We start from the raw sequence: 17,976 nt of genomic DNA, 5'->3' as shown, positions 1-17,976 counted from the left end.
ATCACGGCACGAGGCCGAACAACTTCATGGCGAGGCGGCCGCTCCGCCTGGGGCGCTGAGAACCTGTGAAGACATCCTCGTTGATCTCTTGCTGGGCTGCCCCTCTGCCCGAACCGGGACGTCCGACTTGACTCCGAACCAGGCTGTCGAGCCGGACGAACCCGGTCACGCACCTCCTTTGCCTGCCTCACTGGCAGCCGCTGACGCCAATCAGCAGTTCTTCACCCAGTGGACCCAGTACCAGGGCGCGTCGTCGTCCCAGCTGAGGGCACCTTCGTCGTGCCACCGTGAGACACCACTGTCGTCCAAGAAGTTGGCAACGGTACCCGTGGTTTGGTTGTTGATCCAAGACCCGTCAGCCGTCCACGGGATCCTGTAGCGGGCGCAGCTGTACATGGGGATCGACGTGCCCGTGAAGTTGATGCCGCTGTAGGCGCAGAAGTATCCGTAGTCGACAGACGAGGCGCAGTGGTCAACCAGCGCCCCGTTGGTCATGTCGCGGGGATGAGCTTCGCCAGGGAGAGCCACGAACATCAGACTCTTGCCGCCCAAGTCGATCACGTTGGCGGCCACCTGCTTTCCGCCTGTCTGGGCGAGATACCGGTCCACTTCGTTCTGGAGTGACGAAGTCTGAGAGACGGTGAGTCCCGCCTGCTTGGCCTGCGAGGCGTAGGGACTGGTGGCGCCCTCAGCACCGGCTGATGCGATGCCGGCGCTGAAGGTCAGCGCCAGGGTGGCTACGGCAACTGCGAACGTCGCCCTGAACCTTGACAATCTGCTTTGCACTGGTACCCCCTTATGGTGCGTGCCATGGGCTGCTGCTCGGCGGTGGATTGCTGGGCGTCTCAACTTAGGTGTCGCCGAATCGAGGGCACCAAGGTTTCGATTACCGTCGAAACATGTTTGATGGCCGAGGCGACCGCGAGGGGTGCGGTGTGCGATGTCTCCGACCACGAGACCTACCTGACCAGGCCAGGCCAGGCGTGCCGCTGCCCGCAGTGGTGCGCTGCTGGTTTTGGGCCGGGCGAAGGAGCGGGGAGACAAGGACATGGCCCGTGCGGAAAACCATTCAGCTTCACACCGAGCCCCACGTACTTGAGGTCGGCGACGCCGAACTGCTTCTGGAACCGGAAGTGATGGGCGACTCGTTCGTGGACGCGTACGCCGAGCTCGCTGAGGGGCAGAAGGCGAAGGCGTCGACCTGGAAAACCTCGGCGACGCGGACCCGTCGGCTTTGCGGAAGGCCTCCGGTCGGTGCGGGTCTTCCTGGCCCGGCAGATGCTGCCGGAGTCGGCGCAGCTGTTCACGCGGCTCGACGTCGTCAAGGACGGCCGGGTCCTCCGACTCCTTCCACGAACTGGGACCAGGCGCAGGAGTTCGCCGCCCAGCATCCCGGTGCGCGGATTCAGGACGCGCTGCGTCTGCCCACGCGGGCGGTCGCGGAGGTCCTGTCGTCTTCCGCATCTGCGTCTCACCGAAGGGCGTACCGGCCCGCAAGGGGCCGTCCGGGCGTCCGCGAGCTGCCACCATGGATGTGGGGCAGGCGAGGGCGTTCATGGCCTCCATAGCGGCCGAGGACGCGAATCTGCCCAGGCGACGTGGCGGATGAGCCGAAGATCACCGGCCGCCCTGAGGCTGCCGAGCCGACTGGCCAAGGGCCGGGCAACCACACGCGGAAGCGGGGTTGCCCGGTGGTCGGCGACGACGAGGACTACGGCTCAGCCCATTTCACGATCGACCTGGATGACACAGGCGTCGTGGCTGACGCCCGGCTGCTCGGCCAGCCCATCCAGAACGCCCTGAACCGGGCCACGAACGGCATCGCTCGGCAGATCAGCCGGAATCCGCAGAACAGCCTCCGCAACGTCTCGGTGCAGATCCCCTCGAACCGGACCGGTTCGACGCGCAGCTCCTCAACGGGCTTCGCGGCATCGAGTCGCCGGACATCTCCGTGGCCCCGGATGTTCGGGACCATCACTGTGCACGGGCCCACCGGAGCCACGGCTCACCTCCGCGACCTCGCGCCCCATCTCGCCCACCACTGTGCGCCGTCACCAACATCCTGACCCGCAACAACCAGGGCTGTCTCCTCGATCGTGCCCAGAGACTGGTGAGGTGGTCGGTGGCGAGGCCGGCCGCCTCTGGACGGTGGGAGGCATTCATGATCGGCTTGGGGCATGAGTTCTTTGATACGCCATGTCACTGTCGATGCCGCCGACCCGTTCGTCCTTGCGGGCTTTTGGGCACAGGCGCTGGACGGCTCGTTGGGTGACGACGACTTCCCCGGGGATCCGGAAGCCGTGGTCACGACTGCTGCTGCCACCTTGCTGTTCGTCAGGGTCGATGACCGCAAGGCGGTGAAGAATCGGGTGCATCTGGATCTCCAACCCCAGGACCGCACCCGGGACGAAGAGGTCGAGCGCCTGCTCTCGCTGGGTGCCACGCTTCAGGGGGACCACCGACGGCCCGACGGCACCGGATGGGTGACGCTGCATGACCCCGAGGGCAACGAATTCTGTGTGGAACGCAGTGCGGCGGAGCGGGCGAACGGTTGATCTCCTGTCTGCCTGGTTACGGCTGTCACGTCCCGAGCCAGATGATCAGGGCAGCGGCGGTTACGTGCCCAGGTGGACGTAGCGGCGCTGGTCATGACGAACAGCCATGGCTCTGAACTGCTTTCACGTCTTGATCGCTCGTTCCGCCTGAGACGCGTTCGAGATGTTGGGGGTGTTGTGCCAGTTGATGGGCGGAGCGCAAGTGGTGCGCTGAGAGCATGGGCTGTCGATTTGGCCTGATCTTGAGTGGGTGATCATGACTGCAGCCGAGCTTGTGTCGGCTTACCTGTCGGCGCTGGAGCGGGCGGATGCCGAGGCGGTGCTGGAGTTGTTCGCGCCTGGAGCGATGGTGCACTCTCCGCTGTACGGCCCTCGACCGGCCACGGAGTTCTATCCCGAGCTCTTCGCCGATACGAGCCGGGCGGACCTGACTCTGCTGGGGGTGGCGGAGGGTCGGACCCAGCGGGGGGCCGCACTGATCTCGTTCTGGTTCCACTTCGACTGGCGTCTGCCGTCCGGAGCTGCCGCGCCGTTTGACGTGGTGGACCTGGCTGAGCTCGCTGAGGACGGCCGTATTGCCACGCTGCGCATCGTGTACGACACCGTTGACGTGCGTCCGGCCTTCGAACGTGAGACCGGCAGTTCGTGGCGGCCCACCACAGATCAGAGCTGACGGGCTGCTGTCCGCCCTGGCCCTGAAACGATCCTTCAGATGGCTCGGGGCGATCTGACGGATCCACAGTGGGAGCGGCTGGAAGCCGTGTTGCCGCGATACCGAAGACCGGCCGGCCGCCGCGGGATCGGCGGCAGGTCTTCGACGGGATCTGTTGGCGGGCTCGGACGGGCTCGCGTGGCGGGATGTGCCCGAGCGGTACGGGCCCTGGGAGACGGTGTATCCGGTGTTCCGGCGCCGGCAGATTGACGGCACCTGGCCCAGCATATCGAAGACGCCGCAGGTCAAGGCTGATGCCGAACACGCCGTCGGCGCTCGCAAAGAGGGTTGACGGTCCGGGCCGGACGCGTCCGGATGGCCGGTGGCCGAGCCGTCGGACGACCATGGCCTCCGTCGCTCCCGCAATGGCCTGACCACCAAGACAACCCTGGGTGTTGGGTCCGGCCTGGCCTCCTGGCGAGGGCCCCAGGGCGTCACAAGGCCCTTATCGGTTTCGGGCCTGTTCGAGGTTCGTGCGGTGAGGGCCGGACAGCCAGTCCACGTGTGGTCCAAGGCGCGGGTCGACGGGGTCCTTTCCTTGCCGGAGCGCGTCGATGTAGGCGTGGTCGGCGGCGAGGCGGGCCGCCACCTCGGGTCCTTCGGCAATTGTGCCGTGGCCGGGGATCATGACATCGGCGTGGGCGGCGGCCTCATCCAGCCGGTCGAGCGCCCTCTCGTAGGCTGCCACCTGACCGTCTTGGCGGACGTCGAGAAGCGGGATGAGGACGTCGGAGAGCATGTCGCCGGCGAGCAGGACGCCCCGGTCGGCGAGGAGGATGGCGGCGTGGCCGATCGCGTGCGCCTGATGCTCGATGATCTCGCCCGTGACGGGGGCGCCGTCGGCGGGCAGCGGGGCGACGAGCGCGACCAGTTCGAGGGGGATGCCGGAGGCGCTCTGTGAAGCCATGGCCTGGGCCCGTTCACGGGCCTGGTCGGCAACGCGGGCGGCGGCGGGGGTGGCGTAGCGGGGCACGTCGCCGAAGCGGGGATGCCACAGCAGGTGGTCCCAGTGGGGATGGGTGCAGAACCCGGCGATCACCGGGATGCCGAGCCGCTCCACGTCCTCGGCGAGCTGGTTCAGCTCCGAGCCGTGGATGCCGGGATCGATCAGGACCAGTCCGTCCTGTGCGCGCACGACGACGGAATTGGCCCAGACCCACTCGCTCTGCCGGACCCATACGCCGTCGGCCACCTGATGCAGTGTGCCCATTTCTGCTCCCATCGGCCGGCTTCGGTGCTGAGACTGCGCTCGGCGGCCAAACTCATCGCATTTTGCGCCCGCCGGGCGCGATGCCTCGGATGAAGTGGAAGACGTTGCCTCGCGCGGCGCCGCCGTGGCCAGGCCGCACTTCCCTCTCGGGGGACGGTATGTGACGTATTGCCATACCTGTCGTCACGAGGCCATCTCGACTGGGGAATCTGCGCCCATGTTCGATCTTCACAGTGTGAGAGGTCTCGACGTCTTTGTGCAGGAGCCCGATAGGATGCGGCGCTCAATTCAACCGTGATCAAGCATGGAGGGGGCGCGGGATGCTATTGACGTGCCGGATCTGTCGGCAGCGTGGGGTTGCCTTTGACGGGATCAAAGGGCTGTGCCCGGTCTGTCAGCAGAAGAGCGACGAGGCGAAGCCGCCTCAGCGTCGAGGGCGCAACGACAAGGCGGCGTTGCTCGTCCAGTCCAAGGTGAGCCCCGGGCGGGTCTCCCTGTCGGGCCCGCTGCTTGTGGTGCTGGCTGCGGCCGCGGTTGCCATTCTCAGTGAGGCCGTGCGGTTTTCCGCCGAGCGCACACGGGCCCATGAATGGGCCTTGGCCGCCGCTCATCGTGAATATGACCAGCAGGCTGTGCACAGCGCACTTCAGACGATCAACACCACGAACATGTTGCGCTTCATCGCTTTCATGGCAGTTTTGTATGCCTACCAGCGGTGGGTGCGTGCCGGCCACGCGAACGCCATGTCACGCACCGACATCGGGCTGGGATGGCTCAGGGCCCTGCCCGGCGGCCGCGGAGTCGTCTGGACCTACGGCGCGTGGTTCCTGTCGGTTTTCGCTGCGCTCTACGTCTCTTTCGTGGTCAATTCCGACCTTCGAACGCCCGGCGACTACGAGACCGCGGCGGACGTCGACGCCGGCTACAGCCTGGTCCGCATAGCCCTGGCCGTCCTGCTGAGCGTGTTCGTCGTGCAGTTGACCCTGGGGCTGAACAAGCTGCTGGCCACGCCGCAGACGACGGACGTGGCCGACCGTCCCGTCGAACTGCGGACCAGCGACGGAGAGTAACGTGCCACGCCTGGCCGCTGCGCCCAGGGGAGCGAAGTCTCCGGTGTTCCAGTGATCCGACAGGGAGCGTGCCAACAGCGAGGACAGTGCTGCTCGTTCGACTTTCGAGAGGCTGATGCGCCGACGGCTGCCGCGGCCGGCGGCGCTCCGTCCCGGTCCTGGACCCGACTGACACGCAGAGGGACCCGCCGGTTTCGAAACCCCGGCTGAAGGGCGCCGCATCGGCCGGTGGGCTCATGACCCCAGCCGACGGCTGATCACGGACCCGCCGAGCCGCCGATCATCAGGGGCTTTGCGTCCGCGATGAATATCGAGGGCTGGTCCAGGGGCCCCGTTGGATCGGCCGTCAAATGGGTCCTGACGGCCCGCCGGTGGTGAGTGAAGGCAGGCCGATGATTTCGGGTGTCCCCTCATCGGCAACGCATTCCTCAGCTCGGCGTCTATTCGCAGGCTGCGTAGTGGTCGTTCGGCGCACCGGCGCCGACGCAGTGGAGGTCGATGAGGGGCGTGCCGTTCGAGAGGATCAGGGCCTGCTGAGGGGCGTTGACGGTGACCGTGGATGACGAGAAGCCATCTCCACCGGAGATGACCGTGTCCGTGTCGGCGGAGGCGACTCCTGCACTACCGCAGAAAGCGCTGAGGGCGATTGCCGTGATAACTGCGAACTTCCTGGACAAGTCGGTTCCTTCCTGAATTCAGCATGTGCACGCGTGCGTCCCAGGCATGGCCGTGACCGTTCACCTTCCACCGGGGGTCTCTTCCGGGGGCAGATACAGATACACAACCCGGGTTGGTCTCTTTCACCATGGCTGGTCTGCGGTGTGCGCGCGCGAGGAAGACCGCCAAACAGTGGACTCGGCAACTCGCGGCAGTCCGTGGCCGGGTCCAACGGCCGGAGGCGTCCAACCCTGGGGGCGCAGCTGCGGCGGCGGAGGGCTGTCCGGCCGGGGATGTGACTCAGGCCCTCGCCCCTCGGAGAGCCCCTGCGGACGACAACACAGATCAAGGCTGTCGATGCCCGGCGTCGCGCTCGAGCAGGGGAGCACAGGTGTACGGGCAGTTGGAGTCGACGTCGTCCGCCCGGCAGTCCGGCCAGCTCGTGCCGCGGTGGCTGCCGCTGATGATCAGCCACTCCCGCTGGGCGCAACCCAGCTGGGACGCCAGGGCTCTGTTGCAGCCGGAGCAGGAGGCGCGGCTGCCGGACGTGCGCCGTGGCGGTCCGCGGTGGCCATGAACGCACCGGTGGACGCGACTCTCGCCGAGGTGGCGCTCGCCGTCATGTACGACCACCTCGGCCTGGCGAGGCCGCGCGTGGTGTGGATGGACTCCCCGGGAGCCGCTCGGGCGCCGCGCGAGGCGGGTGTGGAGGCCGAGGGCCGGTGCAAGCCCCCCAATGGGTTGCTGTGATCGCTTCGGCGGGCACTCGCACGGTCACACCGTGACGACGACCTTTCCACGTGCGTGCTGCACTTCCAGATACCGGATGGCCTCTGCCGCCTCGGCCAGCGCGTACGTCCGGTCGATCACCGGAGTCAGCTTCCCGGCATCGGCGAGTTCCCGCAGCGACACCAGGACCTCCTTGCTCGGCGCCGGGCCGACCAGCGGACGCAGCCGCTGGGAGACCAACGGGGAGAGAGCCATGCCCTTCAGGATGAGGCCGATCGCGCCGAGGAATCCGCCCGGGCTACCCCCTCCGGCGAGGACGAGAGTGCCTCCGGGCTTCAGGGCGCGCTTGAGACCTGAGACCGAGTGGTTGGCGACCAGGTCGAGGACGATGTCGTACCGTCGCCCGGAGCGTGTGAAGTCCTCCTTGGTGTAGTCGACGACGTGACCCGCGCCGAGCGCGCGGACGGCGTCGGCGTTGCGCCGGCTGCACACGCCGGTCACCTCGGCGCCGAGCGCCTTGGCGATCTGCACGGCGAACGTCCCGACCCCGCCCGAGGCACCGTTGACCAGTACGTGCTGTCCCCGCCGCAGCCGTCCCACATCACGTAGGGCACGCAGGGCGGTGTTCCCCGCCAGTGGCAGGGCAGCCGCCTGCTCGAAGGTCAGTTTGGCGGGCTTGAGCTCCACCGCGGTGTCCGGTACGCACACATACTCCGCGAAGGTCCCGTCGACCTCACCGAACACCTCGTCGCCGGGGCGGAGTTGCGGCACCTTCCGGCCGACGGCCTCCACTTCTCCCGCGAAGTCCCGGCCCCGGATCCTGGCGCGGGGCGCGCGAAGCCCCAGTGCCAGGCGGGCCAGATACGGGTCGCCGCGCATTTGGTGCCAGTCGTAGGCGTTCACCGCGGCCGCCCGTACCCGCACCAGCACTTCTCCGTCGGAGGGCACCGGTTTGTCGACGTCCGCTACTTCCAGCACGTCCGGTGAGCCGTACCGGTACTGAACGACTGCCCTCATGAACCCTCTCCCCCTCGTGGTGTACTGGCAGGCTAGGGCGAGCCCGCCGGGCCGGACATCGGGGACATGCCGTAGTCCTGGGGGAGGAGAGCCGATGGCCGTCGATCGGTGGCGGCCTTTGCCGACTCCGGTACGCGGCGGCCGCTCATGGTAGAGCCGCGGCCAGGCGACGAAGTTCCGGGAACTGCGGTTCGGACCTTGCGCTTTGGGTGCATCTCCAGATGATCACGCCTCATCGACGTCGTTCGGCCGCGCGGAGCCACGTCCACATGGCCGAGCTCCACGCGTATCCCGGGGAGCGCCCGCGGGGCCGGGCTCGGGGAGAGCAGGGCGGTGAGGGACCTGCGGAGGCCTCTCTCGTCGCCTTCGGGATGCTTCGCGTGCAGGCGGTGAGGCCGGAGGTCCTGGGCCAGGACCCAGCTCGGGTTCCAGACACCGGTGCGACGGCCCCGTACGATCGCCACGGGGTCCACGACCGTGCAGTGGTAGGTCACCCGGACGGGGAAACGCGCCGCGGAGTCGGACGTGCGCAGGTGCCATGCGGCGAACAGTTGCACGTGGGAGCGGACATCGACCAGGGTCACGGCGGTGGCCCGCGTCGTGTCGACGTCGACGGCCCCCGTCCGGTGTTCCCCGTCGATCTCGTGCACGAGGATCTGACCCGCCTCCGCGACCAGCGGAGCGCGCCGCTCGCGCCATGCGCTCCACTGCAGGCGGGGCCGCAGTTCGCGGTGGCGGAGGATCGGGTACCGGGTCCTCAGGCCGCCGCCTCCCTCAGTACTGCAGGGCCGTGGCCACGTCCCCGCCGATGCGCTGGACCGCCGCGAGGTCGAGACCGTAGTGGACGTAGCGGCCGTTGCGTTCCACGCGCACGAGCCCCAGGTCGCGCAGGGTGCGCAGGTGACGGGAGACCTGGGGGCGAGTCATCGACAGCCGGTCCGCGAGGTCGGCCGTGGTCATCGCCTGGCGGGCGATGAGCCGGCACAGCCGGACCCGGCGAGGATCGGTGAGCGCCAGCATGCGGCTGCGGGCCAGGGTGACCCCGGTCTCCGGGGCGTGCACCGGGAAGTGGACGACCGGTGGGAGTCCCGGTTCGTCCTTCACCAGCAGGTGCGGGGCGCCGTATCGGGTGGGGATGAGCAGGATCGGCGTACGGGCCGGGCTGATCACCGCGTGGTGCACCTTGTCGAAGACGACCCGCGAGGGACCGGCCGGCCGTGCGCTGGAGGGGCTGAGCGAGAGCAGGGCCGCCTCCGGTCCCTCGTCCGCGAGCCGCTGCCGCACCAGGTGCGCGGCACGGGCGAGCGCGGGCTCGGTCGTCGCCCACAGGTCGGCGAAGAAGACGCGGCGGCACAGGTCGAGGAAGGCGAGGATGTCGGTGCGCAGTTGCTGCGGGTCGCGCAGCAGGTCCTCGGCGAGGGCCGGGTGCGGTTCCGCCAGACCGGAGGCCGCCCGGCGCAGTGCGGCGGCCTGTGCCGGGTCGTGGAGCAGGCGGCTGAAGTCGAAGCCGCGGTAGCCGCTGACACAGGTGTGGGCGGTGAGTTCGGCGAACCGGTCCGTCGTCAGTTCCGGCAAGGGCGCGTTCAGCCCCGGGTAGAAGCCCCGCCAACGCAGCGCCGTCCACAGCGGGGCGAAGCGACGCAGGCCGGCTCGGAACGCGAGCGGGGCGTCGCGGGTGGTCTCCTCGGCCCACGGCGCGTGTTCGGTGTGGTGGGCGTGTTCCGTCAGGACGTGCAGGCATGCCGCCAGTTCCGCGAGCGGCGACACGGTGACGGTGAAGCGGTCGGGGGCGGCCCCTTCCAGGACGATCACGACCGGCATGACGGGAAGTGTAGGGTCGCGGGCCGCTCACGTCAGCACCTCGGCATCGGCGGCGACCTGCGCGAACTCCGCTCGCACGGCCGCCAACAGCTCCTCGTCCGTGAGCAGTTCGGCGACCACGCGGGCCAGACCGGTCGCCGCGATCTCGGTGCGGTCGTGGGCGAGCGAGGTCGCCGCCGCCTCGCGCATCGCCTCGGAGTGGGCGGGCGTACCCGGCTCGGCGATCTGGATGTACGGGTGGATCACCGGCAGAAGCTGCGAGAGGTTGCCGATGTCGGAGGAACCTGCGGGGCTGTCCGGACCGGCGGGTGCGATGTCCAGGCCCAGTGCGCGCACGGCCTGCCCGAACCGTTCGGCGAGCACGCTACTGTCGCGGCGCTCCGCGTAGAGCGGTCCGGTCTCCGACACCTCGGCCGCGGTTCCGGTGGCCAGCGCCGCTCCCTCGGCGGCCGCGCGCACCCGCTCGACCAGGGCTCCAGCCGATGCGGCCGTACGGTCCCGTACGTACAACTCGACGGCGGTGTTGGCGGGAACGACGTTCGGGGCTTGCCCGCCGTCCGTGACGACGCCGTGCAGGCGTGCTGTCGGCGGGACGAACTGCCGCAGCGCGTCGAGGGCGGTGAGGAACAACTGGGCGGCGGCCAGTGCGCTGCGGCCCTCCCACGGTGACTTCGCGGCGTGCGCGCTCACGCCGGTGAAGGCGACGCGCAGGTGCGCCGCGGCCAGCGCGTGCTGGGTGGTGACGGAGCGGTCGGCCGGGTGGAACATCATCGCCGCGTCCACGCCCTCGAACACCCCGGCCTCGGCCAGCCGGACCTTGCCGGCGCCGCCCATCTCCTCGCCGGGCGTGCCGATGACGGCGACCGTTCCCGGGTGCGCCGGCAAGGCCCGTACGACGGCGATCGCGGCCGCCGCGCACCCGGCTGCGATGAGGTTGTGCCCACAGCCGTGCCCGACGCCGGGCAGCGCGTCGTACTCCGCCAGGACAGCGACGTACGGGCCGGGCCGACTGTCCTCGTGCACGGCCACGAAGGCGGTGTCCGTCCCGCCCACCGCCTCCGTCACGGCGAAGCCGGCTTCCCTGAGCCAGCGGGTCAGCGTCGCCTGGGCGTGGAACTCGGAGAACTTCAGCTCCGGACGCGCGTGGATCGCCAGACTCACGGCCTCCATGCGGGGGCGCAGCGCGGCGAGTTCAGCGGCCAGGGCCCCCAGCGGGGGCGGCGCGGTGGTGGGCATATGGGCCTCCGTGGTACGGGTCGGGCACCGGGACGTACGGAATGAGCCGTCACGGTGTGCGTCGAGACTGCGGCAGCCGTCGTGTCGTCGGCCCGCGATTACCGCGGCGCAGGTAACCCAGGCGGACCGCGCGCTCCGGACGGACAGGATGCCTCCGTAGCGAAGTGAATTCAGGGGTGCCGGCCCGGGTCCTGCCGTGTGACTCGGGACGTCGAACGTCGTGGAGGGGCAGCATGGACTCGGAACAGGGACGACGGACCTCCGTGCGGGATCGCGCGGAGGCACTCGGTCTCGGCGAGGAGCGGGGAAGTTACGCCGTCGCAGGGCCGTGGAGCGCCCTTTCGCAGTTCGCACGGCGGTTGCTCGCAGGGGTGTTCGTCGTCTTGCTGGTCCGTCTGGTCGTCGTCTCGCCGGGATTCCAGAAGGGCGTCATCACGATGGGATCCGTGATGCTCTCAGTGTTCGGTCTCACGCTGGCCTGGCGCGGTCTCAGCGCCAGGTTCGGGCTGCGCAGGTGCTACCTCTACACGCGCGGTCTGGTGGTCACCGGCACCTTTGGCCGCGTGCGCCATGCGGTGGCATGGAGCGAGGTGACCGAGCTGAAGTGGATGGCGGCCAACATGACGCTCCTTCTGGTGTTCCACCGATTCGAGATCGAACGACGCGGTGCCGGGCGCGTGGCGTTCCTGGCCCTCGGCATCAAGCCCCGACTGGTGGAGGCCCTGCGGACGCAGGCGGCAGCGAATGGTGTCCGCTGAGAGCGGACGGCGAAGCCGAGGGCCTTCCTCAGGAGCGTTGGGCATACGTCGCTGCCGTGGGAGCCCGAGTAACCTCGACGCCGAGCGTGGCGGTGGGCCTGCCCCGGGCGGCGGTGGCGGGCACGGTGCGGTACCGGAGGCCAGAGCGGCCTCGACCTGGTGTTTCAGACGCCCAGTTCGACCGCGGTGTGTACGTCGCCTGCGAAAGCCTGGGGTTGTTCCCACGCTGCGAAGTGGCCCCCGGCGCGGTGTTCCACATAAGCGCAAACGTTCAGGAACACCTCGGCGTAGCTTCGCGGCTCCGGTTTGATGTCGCGCGGAAACACCGAAAGCACCGTCGGCGTGTCGATCCGGTCAGGGAGGGTGACCGGTTCGACGTAGGTGGCGAAAGAGGTGCCGATCGTGCCGGTGACCCAATAGGCGGTGACCCAGGTGAGAAGCTCGTCCGGGGTGAAGGCCGCCTCGTCGGACCAGGACTCCAGCTTTTCGACGATCCATGCCGCAAGTCCGGCGGGGGAGTCGCCGAGGGCGGCGGCGAGCGTGTTCGGCCGCGTCGACTGTTCCGCTATGTACCCGCCTTCGGTCCGGAACCACTGCGCCGCCTGGTCAAGATAGGCCGCCGCGTCGGGCGCGAGCTTTGCCGGGTCCGCCGTGAGCGCGCGCCGAGGAGCGATGTTCGTGAGGTGGAGAGCAGCTACCCGGTCCGGTCGTTCGGCCGCGAGGATCTCCGCGACGGTGCCACCCACGTCGCCACCGGACACCGTGTACCTGGCGTACCCGAGCTCATCGAGGGCGGTCGCGACGATCCCGGCGATCCGGTTGACGGACATACCGGGCATGGTGAGCGGGGCCGCGAACGGGAAACCCGGCAGTGCGGGAACCACCACGTGCATATCCGTGAGCAAGGGCAGGACGCGCTCGAACCGCAACACCGAGTCCGGCCAGCCATGCAGCAGCACGACAACCGGGGCGCCGGGGTTGGCGGACCGCTGGTGGATCAGCCGTAGGTCGGTGTCGCCTGCTCGCACCGTCACCCAGGGGAACTCGGCGATACGACGCGCGTGCGCGCCCCAGTCGTACCCGGTCGCCCAGTGGTCGAGCAGTGCGGTGAGGCGAGTACCGCCGAAGCCACGGGTCGCGTCGTCGCTCCAGGGTGTCACTACGCGCCGCGTCCGCCTGAGCCGTTCTCGGAGTTCCTCAGTCATGTGTATGAGCATACACATGATGTGTATGCTCATACACATGACTTTTCGTGACGCGAAGGCGACCAGACGGCGGATCCTTGAGCATGCGCGTCGCCTGTTCGCCCGGCAGGGGTTCGGGGCGGTCACGGTCAAGGACGTGGCCGACGCGGCCGGCGTGTCGCCCAACCTCATCACGCGCTATTTCGGTGGCAAGGACGGCCTGTTCGTGGCGGCAACCAGAGTGGAGATCCCGGTCTCCACCGTCCTGGACGGCGATCGTTCCGCACTGGGTGCGCGCCTCGCGGCGAGCATCGTCCAGCGCTGGTTCGGTGCGCCGGGGGAGGACGACCCGCTGCTGGTGCTGCAACGCGCGTCCGGCGAACGCCCTGAGGCGGCGGAGGCGCTGGCCGCCTTCCTCGACACGAACTCGCTGGAGCCGCTGCACCGCTTCCTGCGCGACAGCGGCCTGGACGATGCGGAGGCCCGCAGCCGGGCCGCAGCGATCGACGCCTTCGTGCTCGGCGTTTCGACCCGCCGCCGGGTGCTGCGTTCCGAACTCGGCGACCCCGCTGACCTCCAAGCCTGGCTGAGTACCACCATCCAACGCCTTGCCGACGGATGAGCAGGCACCCGCAGAGGCCGCATGCGGGTCGGGCGGTGGAAGGGCTGCCGTGGTGAAGCGCGTCATTGCCCGGCCGGGGCGGGGGCTTGGGGGAGGCGTAGCCGGAAGCATGCTCCGAGGGTGCGGGGGGTGAGGGTGAGGGTGCCTTGGTGGCGGTGGGCCAGGTCGCGGGCGATGGCGAGGCCCAGGCCGGTGCCGCCGTGGTCGCGGGAGCGGGCGTCGTCGAGTCGGACGAAGCGTTCGAAGATGCGCTCGGCGTCTTCGGCGGGCACGCCCGGTCCGTCGTCGTGCACCGTCAGGACGACCCAGTCGTCCTGGTTCCGGACGGTGATCTGGATGCGGTGCGCGGCATGGCGGGCCGCGTTGTCGACGAGGTTGCGCAGCAGTCGTTCGTATTCGTCGGGGTTTCCGTCTACGTATGCGGGGGCGGTGCTGTCGCAGCTGAGGGTCAATGGCCGTTCGGTGGCGGGGTATTGCTCGGTCAGCCGGGAGGCGAGGGCTGTCAGGTCGACGGTTTCAGGGCGGGCTGTGGGGGTGCGGGTGTCGAGGCGTGCGAGGAGCAGCAGGTCTTCGGCGAGCGACTGGAGGCGCCGGGTCTGTCGTGCGGCGGTGGTGACCGCGGCGGGCCAGTCGGTGCGTTCCGGGTAGGCGAGCGCCACTTCCAGGCTGGCCAGCAGTGTGGTGAGGGGGCTGCGCAGCTCGTGGGCGGCGTCCGCGACGAAGCGGCGCTGCTGGGCGGCGGCGTTGTCGAGGCGTTGGAGGGTGGTGTTGATGGTGGTGGCGAGGGCGGTGATCTCGTGACCCGTGGCGGGGACGGTGACACGTTCGCGGGGATCGGTCGCGGTGACCGAGGCGGTGAGGACACGGATGGCTTCGACCGGCCGCAGCGCGATGCGGACGGCCAAGTAGGTGACGGCGGCGATCAGTACGAGGCCGACGAGCCCGGCCCGCAGCAGCAGGCGGTCACTGGTCCTGGAGATTGCCTCGGCTGTGTGCGGGAGCACCACCACATAGACCCGCAGCTTGGCGTCGGCGGTGACGCCCAGAGCGGCGACTTCGTCGCTGCTCAGTTCCTTGGCGCTGATATCGGCGGAGAAGACACGATAGGTCCCGCCGGCCATGTCGCCTCTGATCCCGGGGTTGTAGTCGCGGTTCACAGGAAGGCGGACGAAATTGGGCGACCCCTGCCCGGTCGGGGCGGGCAGCACATGGCGGGTGCCGGGAGCGAAGGCGACCATGCCTCCGCCGTAGGCGACAGCGGTACGCCGGCCGGTCGCGACGACCTCGTACGGCACGGCGCTCGTGCGAACGGGAACCACACCCTCCGTCAGCTGATCGCGCAACGACCAGAGCTGTTCCAGGGCTTGTTCTTCGGCGATCTGCGTGCTCTGGCGGTAGACGTCGTGGTGTACCCACCAGCCGATGCCGAGCAGAATGAAGGCGGCGGTCGAGGCGGCGGCCAGGGCCGCGCGGGCTCGTACCGACCGCGGCCACCAGCGGCGTCGCGGCTCAGTCGCGTTCACGGTCGTCCACCAGGCGGTAGCCGATACCCCGCACGGTCTGCAGGGACTGCCGGTCGAACGCGGCGTCCACCTTCTTGCGCAGGGCGCTGACGCGCGCCTCCACCAGGTTGGGATCCCATGCCTCGTCGGGCCACGCGTGATAGAGCAGATCCGCTTTGGAGACCGCCTGGCCCGCCCGGCGGGCCAGCAACTCCAGCACGGCGAACTCCCTGGGCGTGAGTTCCACCCGGACCCCGGCCCGGCGGCATACGCGGCCGGCGACGTCCAACGAGAGGTCGCCCACGGCAAGGACGGGCGGGGCGACCGCGGCGCTTCGTCTGACCAGGGCCCGCAGCCGTGCGACGAGCACCAGGTAGGAGAAGGGTTTGGCCAGGTAGTCGTCGGCCCCCGTGTCCAGGGCCTCTGCCTGATCCCACTCCCCGTCCTTGGCGGTGAGTACCAGGATGGGAGTCGCGTTGCCCTCCCGGCGCAGTTGGGCGCAGACCTTGTAGCCGTTGAGTCCGGGCAGCATCAAGTCCAGTACGACAAGGGCGTATTCGCCGGTCCGGGCCATCCACAGTCCCTGCCGGCCGTCATGGGCGAGGTCGACGCTGTAGCCCTCGGCGGTCAGGCCGGTGTGCAGGGTCTGGGCAAGGTCCACCTCGTCTTCGACCACCAGGATGCGCATGGGGTGCAGCCTCGCACAGCGTCGGCCCACCTTCCTGATCGGCCGGTCAGGTTGGGTCAGCAACTGGTCAACGAGGCCCCGGCACGCTGGCAGAACGTCTTCGCCACTGCTGAAAGGCCCTGTCGCCGATGTCCGTTGCTGAACGTGGTCCCGCCGTGGCCCGCGCGGTCTCCCCTCCCGTACCCGCCCGTCGCCCGTCACCGAGCCCGGCCAGAGTCGTTGTCGTCATCGCGCCCTTGTCGCTGACCATCGCGCTGGGGCTGTGGGGTATCCGCAGGCAGAACACCATGTGGGGGGACGAGTCCGTCACCTATCAGCTCGCACACCGCGATCTTCCGCAGATATGGCACACAGCCCAGCATGTCGATCTGGTCCATGCCCTCTACTACGCCGTGATGCATGAGATCTTCGGTCTCTTCGGCGGCGGACTGCTGACACTGCGGCTGCCGTCTGTGCTGGCAATGTCGGTGGCAGCGAGCGGAGTCGGGCTTCTGGGGCTACGCCTGGCGGGACCCCGTGCCGGGCTGCTGGCCGGGCTGGTGTTTCCACTCCTTCCCCAGGTCCAGAAGTACGCGCAGGAAGGCCGCTCGTATGCCATGGTCTGCGCCCTGGTCACCTGGGCCACCTACGCGCTCCTGGTCAGCGTCCCGCATCGCGCCCGGTGGCGGTGGGCCGTCTACGGCTCCACCATGCTGCTGGCCTGTCTGCTGCATGAGTTCGCGGTCCTCGCCCTGGTCGCACACGGCGTCACCCTGGTCGTCTCCCGTGTTCCACGACCGGTGCTGAGGGCGTGGAGTGTGGCTGCCGCGGGCATTGTGGCCGGGCTGTTGCCACTGGCGATCCGCAGCGCGGCACAGTCCGAGCAGGTGTCCTGGATCGGCGGACCGGTGCGGCTTCAATATTTCCTGGTTGCGGCGGTCGTGGGCGTGGCGTGTGCCCGAGCGCCCCTGGCAGTGAGGGGGCCTGTACGGCTTTCCGCGCTGGCGGTGCCGATTCTTGTGCTGCCGGGCCTTCTGCTGCTGAGCACCTCGCTGGTGAAGCCCCTTTTCGTCGACCGATATGTGCTCTACGGCAATATCGGAATCGCCTTGCTGCTGGGCGCCTGGATGGACTGCTTCCACCGGCGGCAGCGGTCCAGACGCACCGCGTGGATCGCGGCGGTCGCCGTACTGGCCGCGCTCGTCCAGCCGAGTCTCTCGCTGAGGACCCCGCAGAGCCGGAGCAATGACGCCACCGCCATCGGCGCCGCGGTGCGCGAGGAAGGCCGTCCGGGCGACGGGCTGCTCTATCTCTCCGGCCGGCACCGGACCTTGACCGCGGCCAACCCCGAGGACACCCGTTTCCTGACAGATCTCGCCCTGGCGCGGGATCCCGTTTCGTCGAACACCCTTGCAGGGACCGAGCTTCCGGCCCGGGAGATAGCGGCACGCATGCTGGAATTCGACCGGATCGTCGTGGTCCGCGCGGTGGGTGTGAACTCGCCGCTCAACCCGCGGGAGGAAGCGAAAACGAGCACCCTGCGGCGCTACTTCCGTGAGTACGGAACAACCCGTGTGAACGGGGCGCTGGTCACCGTCTATGTCCGGGACGACGTCCCGCCTCCGAGCCGTCGGCCGGCGGAGCCCCGCTGACCAGGTCCCTATGCCACCGGTGCATGGGCGCTTCGCGCTGCCGCCGACCGTACTTGCGCAGGTGCGGTGCTGACTCGAGCCCACGGCCGGTCAGCTGGTGCGCGATCCGGCGGCCGCCCCGCCGAGGGCCCCGACGGCGGTAACGCAGACTTCCGCCTCGGCGGACAGGCAGGTGGGGCTCCTCGCCGCTACAAGGTCTCCGCGGGCTGGGCCGCAGAAAATGGCACGGCTGAAGGCCAACGGCCGCCTGGTGCGACGCTCACCGCTGAGCACCATGCTGGAACTGGAGGCGCTGCGGCTGGCGGTAGAGGGTAAGGCAGCCGGATGGCAGACCCTGCGCCGGCTCGCCGGGACGGACGAGCGCCTCCATCCGGACCTGCTCGACGACCTGTTGGAGCGAGCCCGACGGCAGCAGGACACCGTGGAGGAATGGCGCATCCGCCAAGCCGAAGCGGCACTGCGCACAAAACCCGACTGAGCAAGCCTCCGCACGCAGCACAGACGATCATTGTTGCTGGGGCGTGTACGGGCCGACGACGGACCGTCGAGCCCCGTCCCATCGCTGCTGAACTGTCGTCCCGTGG

20 protein-coding genes and 1 pseudogene are annotated in these 17,976 nt (G+C 69.1%); 11 read left to right on the top strand and 10 right to left on the bottom strand.

The features are described from left to right. Positions 1–210 precede the first annotated feature (210 nt). Complete coding sequence (locus ACIBW9_RS34175) at positions 211–786, bottom strand: hypothetical protein (protein ID WP_398960897.1); 576 nt, start codon at positions 784–786, stop codon at positions 211–213. Positions 787–1,598: 812 nt separating this feature from the next. Here ACIBW9_RS34175 and ACIBW9_RS34170 point away from each other — a divergent pair. The 4 genes from ACIBW9_RS34170 to ACIBW9_RS34155 all read left to right on the top strand — a co-directional run bounded on the left by ACIBW9_RS34170 (position 1,599) and on the right by ACIBW9_RS34155 (position 3,559). Next, positions 1,599–2,066, top strand: coding sequence for a hypothetical protein (locus ACIBW9_RS34170; RefSeq protein WP_398960896.1), 468 nt, complete (start codon positions 1,599–1,601; stop codon positions 2,064–2,066). 111 nt (positions 2,067–2,177) lie between these two features. Further along, a complete protein-coding gene (locus ACIBW9_RS34165; protein ID WP_398960895.1) occupies positions 2,178–2,555 on the top strand; it encodes a VOC family protein in 378 nt (125 codons plus the stop codon). A 256-nt stretch (positions 2,556–2,811) separates the two neighbouring features. Continuing rightward, the gene (locus ACIBW9_RS34160) at positions 2,812–3,228 is read left to right on the top strand and encodes a nuclear transport factor 2 family protein (protein WP_398960894.1); all 417 of its coding nucleotides are present in this window, start codon (positions 2,812–2,814) and stop codon (positions 3,226–3,228) included. A gap of 154 nt (positions 3,229–3,382) precedes the next feature. Then, positions 3,383–3,559, top strand: coding sequence for a transposase (locus tag ACIBW9_RS34155; RefSeq protein ID WP_398960893.1), 177 nt, complete (start codon positions 3,383–3,385; stop codon positions 3,557–3,559). 153 nt (positions 3,560–3,712) lie between these two features. On the opposite strand, the gene ACIBW9_RS34150 is transcribed toward ACIBW9_RS34155, so the two are convergent. Next, positions 3,713–4,477 carry an MBL fold metallo-hydrolase gene (locus tag ACIBW9_RS34150; RefSeq protein WP_398960892.1) on the bottom strand — a complete coding sequence of 255 codons (765 nt, stop codon included), beginning with the start codon at positions 4,475–4,477 and terminating at the stop codon, positions 3,713–3,715. 320 nt (positions 4,478–4,797) lie between these two features. On the opposite strand from ACIBW9_RS34150, the gene ACIBW9_RS34145 reads away from it, so the two are divergent. Beyond that, the gene (locus tag ACIBW9_RS34145; RefSeq protein WP_398960891.1) at positions 4,798–5,547 is read left to right on the top strand and encodes a hypothetical protein; all 750 of its coding nucleotides are present in this window, start codon (positions 4,798–4,800) and stop codon (positions 5,545–5,547) included. 440 nt (positions 5,548–5,987) lie between these two features. Here ACIBW9_RS34145 and ACIBW9_RS34140 read toward each other — a convergent pair whose 3' ends face one another. After that, complete coding sequence (locus tag ACIBW9_RS34140) at positions 5,988–6,224, bottom strand: hypothetical protein (RefSeq protein ID WP_398960890.1); 237 nt, start codon at positions 6,222–6,224, stop codon at positions 5,988–5,990. 371 nt (positions 6,225–6,595) lie between these two features. Here ACIBW9_RS34140 and ACIBW9_RS34135 point away from each other — a divergent pair, with 371 nt between their 5' ends. Both ACIBW9_RS34135 and ACIBW9_RS34130 read left to right on the top strand, forming a co-directional pair. After that, positions 6,596–6,781, top strand: coding sequence for a hypothetical protein (locus tag ACIBW9_RS34135; protein ID WP_398960889.1), 186 nt, complete (start codon positions 6,596–6,598; stop codon positions 6,779–6,781). Then, positions 6,778–6,954 carry a hypothetical protein gene (locus tag ACIBW9_RS34130; RefSeq protein WP_398960888.1) on the top strand — a complete coding sequence of 59 codons (177 nt, stop codon included), beginning with the start codon at positions 6,778–6,780 and terminating at the stop codon, positions 6,952–6,954. Before ACIBW9_RS34135 ends, ACIBW9_RS34130 begins: the two co-directional genes overlap by 4 nt. A 24-nt stretch (positions 6,955–6,978) precedes the next feature. Here the strand turns inward: ACIBW9_RS34130 and ACIBW9_RS34125 are convergent, their stop codons facing one another. From ACIBW9_RS34125 to ACIBW9_RS34110, 4 genes are all read right to left on the bottom strand, one after another. Beyond that, entirely contained in the window at positions 6,979–7,950 is a 972-nt protein-coding gene (locus tag ACIBW9_RS34125; RefSeq protein WP_398960887.1) for an NAD(P)-dependent alcohol dehydrogenase, read from the bottom strand. Between the two features lie 32 nt (positions 7,951–7,982). Further along, positions 7,983–8,600: a hypothetical protein gene (locus ACIBW9_RS34120; RefSeq protein WP_398960886.1), complete on the bottom strand. Its 618-nt coding sequence runs from the start codon at positions 8,598–8,600 to the stop codon at positions 7,983–7,985. A 124-nt stretch (positions 8,601–8,724) separates the two neighbouring features. Next, complete coding sequence (locus tag ACIBW9_RS34115; protein WP_398960885.1) at positions 8,725–9,771, bottom strand: DUF5937 family protein; 1,047 nt, start codon at positions 9,769–9,771, stop codon at positions 8,725–8,727. 27 nt (positions 9,772–9,798) lie between these two features. Further along, positions 9,799–11,007 carry an amidohydrolase gene (locus ACIBW9_RS34110; RefSeq protein ID WP_398960884.1) on the bottom strand — a complete coding sequence of 403 codons (1,209 nt, stop codon included), beginning with the start codon at positions 11,005–11,007 and terminating at the stop codon, positions 9,799–9,801. A gap of 233 nt (positions 11,008–11,240) precedes the next feature. Here ACIBW9_RS34110 and ACIBW9_RS34105 point away from each other — a divergent pair, with 233 nt between their 5' ends. Beyond that, entirely contained in the window at positions 11,241–11,765 is a 525-nt protein-coding gene (locus tag ACIBW9_RS34105) for a hypothetical protein (protein WP_398960883.1), read from the top strand. 164 nt (positions 11,766–11,929) lie between these two features. Here ACIBW9_RS34105 and ACIBW9_RS34100 read toward each other — a convergent pair whose 3' ends face one another. Beyond that, the gene (locus tag ACIBW9_RS34100; protein WP_398960882.1) at positions 11,930–12,970 is read right to left on the bottom strand and encodes an epoxide hydrolase family protein; all 1,041 of its coding nucleotides are present in this window, start codon (positions 12,968–12,970) and stop codon (positions 11,930–11,932) included. 37 nt (positions 12,971–13,007) lie between these two features. Here ACIBW9_RS34100 and ACIBW9_RS34095 point away from each other — a divergent pair, with 37 nt between their 5' ends. Further along, positions 13,008–13,571, top strand: a complete 564-nt coding sequence (locus tag ACIBW9_RS34095; RefSeq protein ID WP_398960881.1) for a TetR/AcrR family transcriptional regulator — start codon at positions 13,008–13,010, stop codon at positions 13,569–13,571. A gap of 62 nt (positions 13,572–13,633) precedes the next feature. On the opposite strand, the gene ACIBW9_RS34090 is transcribed toward ACIBW9_RS34095, so the two are convergent. After that, entirely contained in the window at positions 13,634–15,094 is a 1,461-nt protein-coding gene (locus tag ACIBW9_RS34090) for a sensor histidine kinase (RefSeq protein WP_398960880.1), read from the bottom strand. After that, positions 15,081–15,761, bottom strand: coding sequence for a response regulator transcription factor (locus ACIBW9_RS34085; protein WP_398960879.1), 681 nt, complete (start codon positions 15,759–15,761; stop codon positions 15,081–15,083). The genes ACIBW9_RS34090 and ACIBW9_RS34085 overlap by 14 nt, the downstream gene beginning before the upstream one ends. 128 nt (positions 15,762–15,889) lie before the next feature. Here ACIBW9_RS34085 and ACIBW9_RS34080 point away from each other — a divergent pair, with 128 nt between their 5' ends. Next, on the top strand, positions 15,890–17,392 hold the full coding sequence (locus ACIBW9_RS34080; RefSeq protein WP_398960878.1) for a hypothetical protein: 1,503 nt from the start codon (positions 15,890–15,892) through the stop codon (positions 17,390–17,392). A gap of 183 nt (positions 17,393–17,575) precedes the next feature. Then, positions 17,576–17,870 (top strand): annotated as a pseudogene (locus ACIBW9_RS34075) (hypothetical protein); the annotation flags it as partial. Positions 17,871–17,976 lie beyond the last annotated feature (106 nt).

Origin of the sequence: Streptomyces sp. NPDC049541, from assembly GCF_044465725.1 — a bacterium.
Classification (GTDB): Bacteria; Actinomycetota; Actinomycetes; order Streptomycetales; family Streptomycetaceae; genus Streptomyces.
This window is presented reverse-complemented; position numbering and strand designations above follow the sequence as displayed.